The sequence below is a fragment of the Mycobacterium sp. FW102-FHT13B02 genome, from assembly GCF_058790275.1.
In genome coordinates this window covers 1-6,717 of sequence record NZ_JBYTCM010000048.1, presented here as the reverse complement: position 1 = coordinate 6,717, position 6,717 = coordinate 1, and the positions used below count along the sequence as shown (strand labels likewise).

At 67.2% G+C, this 6,717-nt stretch carries 8 protein-coding genes; 2 read left to right on the top strand and 6 right to left on the bottom strand.

The genetic code is table 11. The annotated features are described in order from the left end of the window. Nucleotides 1-31: 31 nt before the first annotated feature. Nucleotides 32-304 (top strand): hypothetical protein, encoded by a 273-nt coding sequence (locus AC3WTE_RS32235; protein ID WP_492443687.1) that lies wholly within the window; start codon nt 32-34, stop codon nt 302-304. A 27-nt stretch (nt 305-331) separates the two neighbouring features. Here AC3WTE_RS32235 and AC3WTE_RS32230 read toward each other — a convergent pair whose 3' ends face one another. Next, nucleotides 332-1,195, bottom strand: coding sequence for a DUF4226 domain-containing protein (locus tag AC3WTE_RS32230; RefSeq protein ID WP_492443685.1), 864 nt, complete (start codon nt 1,193-1,195; stop codon nt 332-334). A gap of 82 nt (nt 1,196-1,277) precedes the next feature. On the opposite strand from AC3WTE_RS32230, the gene AC3WTE_RS32225 reads away from it, so the two are divergent. Further along, nucleotides 1,278-1,598 carry a hypothetical protein gene (locus AC3WTE_RS32225; RefSeq protein ID WP_492443684.1) on the top strand — a complete coding sequence of 107 codons (321 nt, stop codon included), beginning with the start codon at nt 1,278-1,280 and terminating at the stop codon, nt 1,596-1,598. A gap of 21 nt (nt 1,599-1,619) precedes the next feature. On the opposite strand, the gene AC3WTE_RS32220 is transcribed toward AC3WTE_RS32225, so the two are convergent. The 5 genes from AC3WTE_RS32220 to AC3WTE_RS32200 form a co-directional block, all read right to left on the bottom strand. After that, nucleotides 1,620-3,416 carry a hypothetical protein gene (locus AC3WTE_RS32220; RefSeq protein WP_492443682.1) on the bottom strand — a complete coding sequence of 599 codons (1,797 nt, stop codon included), beginning with the start codon at nt 3,414-3,416 and terminating at the stop codon, nt 1,620-1,622. Further along, nucleotides 3,413-4,024, bottom strand: coding sequence for a hypothetical protein (locus AC3WTE_RS32215; RefSeq protein ID WP_492443681.1), 612 nt, complete (start codon nt 4,022-4,024; stop codon nt 3,413-3,415). Before AC3WTE_RS32215 ends, AC3WTE_RS32220 begins: the two co-directional genes overlap by 4 nt. 69 nt (nt 4,025-4,093) lie before the next feature. Then, nucleotides 4,094-4,522, bottom strand: coding sequence for a thermonuclease family protein (locus tag AC3WTE_RS32210; protein WP_492443680.1), 429 nt, complete (start codon nt 4,520-4,522; stop codon nt 4,094-4,096). A 339-nt stretch (nt 4,523-4,861) separates the two neighbouring features. Continuing rightward, nucleotides 4,862-5,350 (bottom strand): DNA-binding protein, encoded by a 489-nt coding sequence (locus tag AC3WTE_RS32205; RefSeq protein WP_492443678.1) that lies wholly within the window; start codon nt 5,348-5,350, stop codon nt 4,862-4,864. Continuing rightward, nucleotides 5,343-6,548 (bottom strand): helix-turn-helix domain-containing protein, encoded by a 1,206-nt coding sequence (locus AC3WTE_RS32200; protein ID WP_492443677.1) that lies wholly within the window; start codon nt 6,546-6,548, stop codon nt 5,343-5,345. Before AC3WTE_RS32200 ends, AC3WTE_RS32205 begins: the two co-directional genes overlap by 8 nt. Nucleotides 6,549-6,717 lie beyond the last annotated feature (169 nt).

Genomic DNA, 6,717 nt, shown 5'->3' with positions numbered 1-6,717 from the left:
AGCGTTCACCATGACTCGTTGATCACAACGCGTGAACCACGCCAGATCCGAAGTCCACCACTCCCCGGGACGCTATCAAGGCGCCGGCTGGTATCTGGGGGAGGCACTGCGCCTGGCCTATCCGTCGCGGTGGGCGTTTCGGGCGTACCTCCGCGAGCCGGGCGACCCGCTGGCCGTGTGCTTCACCGTGCAGACCACCGACGACCGGGACTTCACCGGACCCCTTATCCGGCTGAAGTTGGCCCTCAAGCGCCGCGACCCAGGACGGCTGCGGACCGGGTACGACGCGTGGGCCGCCGGCTAGCGGGCTCGGCGATACCGCGGTGCGGTGCTAGAGAATGCTCGGGGGTATCGCGGGCCCGGCGCCCGGCCCCGCTGCCGCACCGCCGGGATCGATGGGCTCCCACCAATCGTCTTCGTCGTCGGTCCACGGTTCTCCCCAGTTGGGTCCACCGGCCGCCTCGAACTGGTGGCCCACAGTCTGGAAGCCCGCCGCGAGCCGTGTCGCCTTCTCCTGAGCGTTGCTGGAAACCTGCTTGGCCTCGGATGCCTTGCGGTCCAAGAACTCCGCGAGCTGCTCGCGGCCCGCGGCGGTACCCAGGGTCGGCTGCATGGCGGTGACGCCCTGCTGGATCTCCTGCTGGATGCGCTGCAGCTGCGTCTTGGTCTGCGCGTCGGCAGCGTGCGCATCGATGATGTGCCGCGCCAACCCCTGATCGGCGTCGTTCAGTGCGTCGTGCGTCTTGCGCAGTGCGGCGGCGGCGGTGTCGGCCTGATCAGCGCCCTTCCCGTCCCAGCCTGCCGGGCGGACCGACCCCGGCGGCAGCGGGCGGTGATCGGGCACCCACACCCCGGACCCATCGGGGGACTCGGTGTAGCGCGGACCCATCGGGTAACTCGGCGGTCCGAGTTCACCCGGTTTCTTGAGGATCACGCCGCCGTCGTCGTGAATGCCGTCGAGGGTGGAACGCGGCATCCCCGACGAGGTGGGCATCTGCTGCTCGGGGATGTAGGGCGGGTACTGCGGCACCTGCGGGGCGACACCATCGGGGCCGGGGATCTGAGGCTGGTACGTCGGGGCCGGATACGGCGGCAACGTGGGGTCAGGGGTCGGCGAGTCCAACGGCGGGTCGAACCCGCCCAACCCGCCGATGCCCGTCATCAAGTCATTGACCTGCTGTTGCCAGAACCCCACGACACCGACGATAAGGGCACAGCTCGCGCGCTCGCCACCATGTGCGCTGACTCTCCCGCAGAGAAGGCGCATAATCGCACATGTGTTCGATGACTGGCAGCGCTCCTCGGAGTATCCGACGCTGTTCTCGGTGTCGCGGCCAGTGTGGGTGCACACAGCCCGCCCCTTACCGGGGAGCGGGGCACGGATGGACGAGGTACCGCTGTTCGTCCGTAGTGGCGGCCTTCTTGTCGAACCGCGCATGCGCGGTCACCTCATCGCCTGGCTGAGACGCAGCGACGGAGGCTGGGTCGCCGTGGTCGAGCTTGAGCTGTCCAGCGCGAACCGGCGCTCACGCGCCGCCGCCACGTTGTGGCTTCCCGCCGGCGATGTCAGCCCCGTCGAGGACGGGTCGTCCGCGTAGCCGGTCGGCTCGACGTCGTGCTTACAACGCGTCGAGAAGATCGGCTAGCGCGCCTTCGCCGCGAGCGAGGAGCTGGGCGCCGACATCCTCGGGCCGACACGTCAAGGCCGTCGCGAGCGCTGCGCGCGGCGAGGCAACCGTGCGTCCGACCAGGTTGCGTAAGCGGGTCGCTGCGGTGTCGCCGGCTCCGATCCGGACCGCCTTCAGGGTCGCGTCGTCGAGCTTGAACGCCAGCACCAGGGTGTCACCCTCCGTGGCCCCGGCGGCCAGGGCGTGAGCGCGCAGGGAGCCGATGGCGGCACCGCCGGTCGATGCGAGCTTCCAGTACACCGAGACCGGGCCGTGCGAACTGGTGAACGTTCGTCGTTCGCCGGGGCGGACACCGACCGCATCGGCGACCGACACGTGAAGGACCTGGCCCGATCCGCGCAGGAGCTCCGTGGTGACCAGGTGCGCCACCCGAATTTCGTTGGACCCGTTGCGGAAGACGCCGCGGATGCTGTTCAGCGGAGGCAATGCCGGCCACGCGTCGGCCTTGGTGCGCCGCCGGACCTCCCCCTTTCGCTGGACGAACGCCAGGGTGCCGAGGTAGGTGCGAATCGAGGATTCGCTGACATCGGGATACCGTGCACGAAGGTCACTGAACACCGTTGCCACGGAGACTTTTCCGCCAGCCGTGTCGATGCATTCGCCGATCGCGTGGGCGATGTTGACGTACTCGCTGCCGCCCCATCGTCGTAGTCCCCACGTAGTTCGGCTGGTGCGTATGAACTTATCCTTCTGTGAGAGAACGGCTTTGATCCGATCCACAGTGACTCCCGTGGAGTCGGGCCGTTCGATCACGGCGTGGATGGCCTCGGCGGTGGCCGGAGCGCGCAGGAGATGAAGCGCGGCTTCAACCATGTGCAGGGTGGTATCGCCCGCCCACCGCACCCAGGAGTCGCCGAACCGGCGCAGTTTCGGCTGGGTCTCCAAGAAAATCAGCGCCACTCCGGTCGACAGCCCCAGGCCTCTCAGCGCATCGAGCAAGGTGTCGGTGGTAGGTGCGCCCTGGTCGTCGAACACCGCCGTCACCGCGGCCAGCACTTGTGAATGAGACCCACCAGCGTCCATCCACCCGTCGCGGCTGACGTAAGGGCCGGCGATGTTCAGCAGCACCGCGGCGGTCTGGCTGGCGGGGTCTATGTTCAGCCGGAGCAGGTCCAGTTCGGCGACGTCCGCGGGAACGTACGGGCCCAGGCGTTGCCGGACGCATTCGGCGTGCTCGCCGACTTCATGGTGGGCTGGGTCGCTGAGCAGTTCGGCGAACCGTGCTCGGGCCCGCGGGAGGTTGCGGCTGACCGAGACCGGGTTGACGCCGAGACGCTCGGCTAGGACGCGCTGGGGGACCGGCTCTGACGCCCACACCTGGCCAGAAAGAATCTCGCGGTCGAAGTCGTCGAGTTCCCCGACGAGGCGGGTCACCGCGGCGTCGGCGCCGACCCGGCCGGCGGCAATTGTTTCGCGGCGAACCTGGACTGCGTGTTCTGCGGCCTCGATCAGTGCGCGCACGGCCGCCTCACCCAACTTGGGACGCCGCAGCAGCGTCTCGGGGGTTTGGTCGGCAACGTCGGCCCAACGAGGGAACTGCTCGGCGTAAGTTCCCAGTCGCCGAGGCAAGCGCGTGTACGGAATCGTGAACGGCCCGATGGTGTCGAAGTCCGGGATCAAGTCACACAGGCGGACATTGAGCTGAGTAGGGTCGTCCCACCAGTCTGGATCTCGCATCGCATCGACGAGATCCCGTCTGCGAACCATGCCGCGTTCGGGCGTGCTCATGGCCATCCGCTCGCCGTGGACGAGATGCGCTGGCGGTAGCGGTCCGGAAGATAAGCGCGATGGGCAGGACTGAACTTGCCGGCGTCGAACACCACCAACTGCCCTGTGTGTCGGCGCCCGAGCTGCCAGCCGTCGACGTCGGTCCACCAGGGGTTGGCGAGCAGCTCCGCGTCGGTCAGATCGTCAGGGTCGACGACCGCGACGCGCTCCATCTCCAGGACGCGCACGCCCGCAACGTGCGTCCACCGGGCCGGCGCAACGGGTGCCGGTATCGTCGCTGCGGCCTCACGGTCGGACGTGATGTCGCCGCCAGGATTGATCGCGATCTTCCACACCGCTTCCGAGCCGATGATCACGATGCGCTCAGAACCGGTGTCGAAGTCGTACTGGGTCGCGGCGCCGCAGGCCAGCAGAACGGCCAGCGCGTCGCTGGTGAGCTTTTCAACGGGCTTGGAAGCGTGTCCCCGCCGTAGCGCGAGCCACATGCCGAACGCTTGCAGCTCGACGGTGCTGAGACCTGCAAGCGCATCTTTCATGACTCCCCCTGGAAGACGGTCGATTTCACTGATCCGGGTCAGCAGCTGTGCCACGGTGGGAGTGTGGGTCATGCGCTCGCCCCGAGGCGGACGTGGTGGGAGTTCGAGAAAGCCAATCGCACAAGCATCGTGGCCGCGCCTCTAAAGTGGAGTGGACTGGGTGTTGCCGTCACACGGCGGCCCCCACAGTCCACGGCGGGCGGCGTGGGCCTGGTGCTCAGCGGCCGTTATGTCGGCGTAGCGGCTCACCGGCTTGTCGTCGTACACGTAAGAGCGAGCCATCCCGGCTGCGGCCGCCATCACCGAGAAGTTCCGCCCGTCCGCCAGTTCGATGTAGGACAAGCTACGTCCGTACCGGTCGCGGGAATCCTGCGTGGGATCTTCGACGAGCGCCACACGCTGACCAGTCAGTGTGTCGGCCGCGAACTTCGCCGCCTCGTGGGCCCAACAGCCGACAGACCAGCCCCGCTTGTGCAGCTCTGGAGCATCGATGCCCAACACACGCACCCGAAGGCGACCCCGTGTGTCATCGCGGACATCGAGGGTGTCCCCGTCCACAGCCCGCAGCACGGTGGCGGTTGTGGGGGAGGGTGTGGCTCCGGCAGGCGGGGCGGAGGGCGCACAGGACGTCAATGCCGCGATCACAAGGCACGCGATGCCAAGGGCCGTGACCGCCTGAACGCGTTGCGGCGCAGACGATTCTGGACCCCCAGCGTTAGCGGGCTGGCAACGCGGCTCGCCAGGAAGTGTGAAACAGCGCTGCCTGCCGCGACGAACGACGTACCCGCGTCCACAGGACGAGCACAGCGGGCGGCGGTCCTCCGGCGATGCGGTGCACGGCGTCGGACTCGACGCCCGTGGACGAAATACCCACCGCGCCCCGCTGTAGTTATTGCCTCGGCGCACGTCTCAATCACCGTCCTCACGGGGTTGCCGTCCCTCGAAGGTCAAGGTGTCGAGGTACGCGTCGTGGTAACGGGTGATGGCCATCCGTTCGGTGGTGAACTGCTCCAGGACGCCGGTGATGAGCGGTTGTCCGCGCAGAGACGACGCCATGCGGTCGTAGGGCCAGTGACCGAAGCTCATCAGGTCGATGCCCAAGGTCTGCTGCGGGTACTCGCGGGCCTCGGTGATGTCGTTGCGAACCGCTTCCAACTCAGTCTCCAGGCGGCGCAGCGCTGAGGCCGCTCGGCGCAGGTGCCGGTCGCGCTGCTCCCTGAGCAGGTCCACGCACTCGGTCCACGTGGGAATGGCGTTGCGGGGGAGGTAGACGTGACCGGCTCTGCCGCGGACGGCCTGGGGGAGGAGGCCGTCTGCAGCCATCATCTTGAGAACGTCGGTCGGAATGCCGCACGCCTCTGAGGCCTCCGAGAGTTTGGCCAAGCCGGGGTCAGTCATCGCTGCGTTCGATTCCCTGCCGGTGATTTGCTTCCGCCCGTTCGAGCACGGTGCCGGGAAGCTCGTCGGGGACAGGGGTGGCCACAATCGCTGTGGCGAGGGCAATTTCGATTGCGCCTGTCGCCCAATCGAGCACGGGGGACTCCGGCGCCTCGTTCCAGGGAGTGTCGACATCGACGGTCACCGACACCGGAACGGGCAGGTCCAGGGCCGCCAATTCAGTCCGCACGGCGGCGGCGAGCTGCTCGCCATACGCGATCAGTTCGGTGCGTGCCTGAGCGTCTACGGCGTCTCGCAAGTCTTGCAGCGCAACTAGGGCGGCATCTTGGGCCTCATCTTCAGGCGTTGCGGGCGTGGGGTTTTCACGCTCGGCGGCCTGCCATGCCTCGATTTCCTCGGAGGTCGGCAGCGGTGGCGGATGGCCTTGCCGGATCTCGATGCCCTCGTCTGAGGCCCGTTGCAGAGTGCGTGGGTCAAGCTCGCGGCCGTAGGTGTAGATGACGCCGGGCGCGGTGACTGCCGTCTCCCGGCGCTGTATCTCGGCTTCTGCACGGTCGATGTCGTCGAACCAGCTGGAGGCGTCGTTGTCGAAGAGAAGCCGTTCGGGGTGCAGCGCAACGGTCACCGGTTCGGTGCGATGCCGCCACAGGTCCCACTCGTCGTGTCCGACTGCGGCGCGCAGCGCATCACCCACCACGGCGGCCTCCCAGGAGCCCGGGCGGCCAGCCAGAATCGCGTCGATGCCGCCGACGTTGGCAGCTGCACCCGCCAGTGCGTCGGTCACGAACGCGCCCCAGTCGATCGCCAAGGGATCGGCGTGGGGATCGGGTTCCCAAGAGCCGTCGGACTTTTGGCGGACGGGCCGGTTGGTTAGGCGCGCCGCTTCGGTGAGGACGCGCACGGCATCGTCGAGGATCGCATCGTAGGTGCGGGCGTCGTCGACAACGCTACTGCCGACGTCCGCGTAACCGGTATCAGCCAGGGCTGCGCCCAGAATCTCGCGATAGGGTCGGCCGATCGTCGATGCCAACGCGTCCAGCCTGGCTCGGGCGGGTAATCCGCGCAGTCCGTTGGACCGCCACTGCGACAGATTGGCCGGCGTCATTCCAGCTCGCCGCGCTATCTCGGCGTCGGAGATCGACGGATGCGATTGCTTGTACCAGTCGACCAATTCCACCAGGCGCGTGCTGGGTGCCATGCACCCAGCATGATCCGCATACACACTCATGTCAAGCACCGCTAATCGACAGCATTAAGCGTTACTTAACATAATAACCCTTATCGGCATACAAAGCATGCGAGTTTCATTTAGTGAAAGAACTTGCGCCCCTGGACGACTGGCTCGATTGTCCTGGTTGTGACGGGTG

Bases quoted from the DNA above. Each gene is read 5' to 3' on its own strand.
- AC3WTE_RS32220 (WP_492443682.1), bottom strand. From the start codon at position 3,416: ATGAGCACGCCCGAACGCGGCATGGTTCGCAGACGGGATCTCGTCGAT.
- AC3WTE_RS32215 (WP_492443681.1), bottom strand. From the start codon at position 4,024: ATGACCCACACTCCCACCGTGGCACAGCTGCTGACCCGGATCAGTGAA.
- AC3WTE_RS32205 (WP_492443678.1), bottom strand. From the start codon at position 5,350: ATGACTGACCCCGGCTTGGCCAAACTCTCGGAGGCCTCAGAGGCGTGC.
- AC3WTE_RS32200 (WP_492443677.1), bottom strand. From the start codon at position 6,548: ATGGCACCCAGCACGCGCCTGGTGGAATTGGTCGACTGGTACAAGCAA.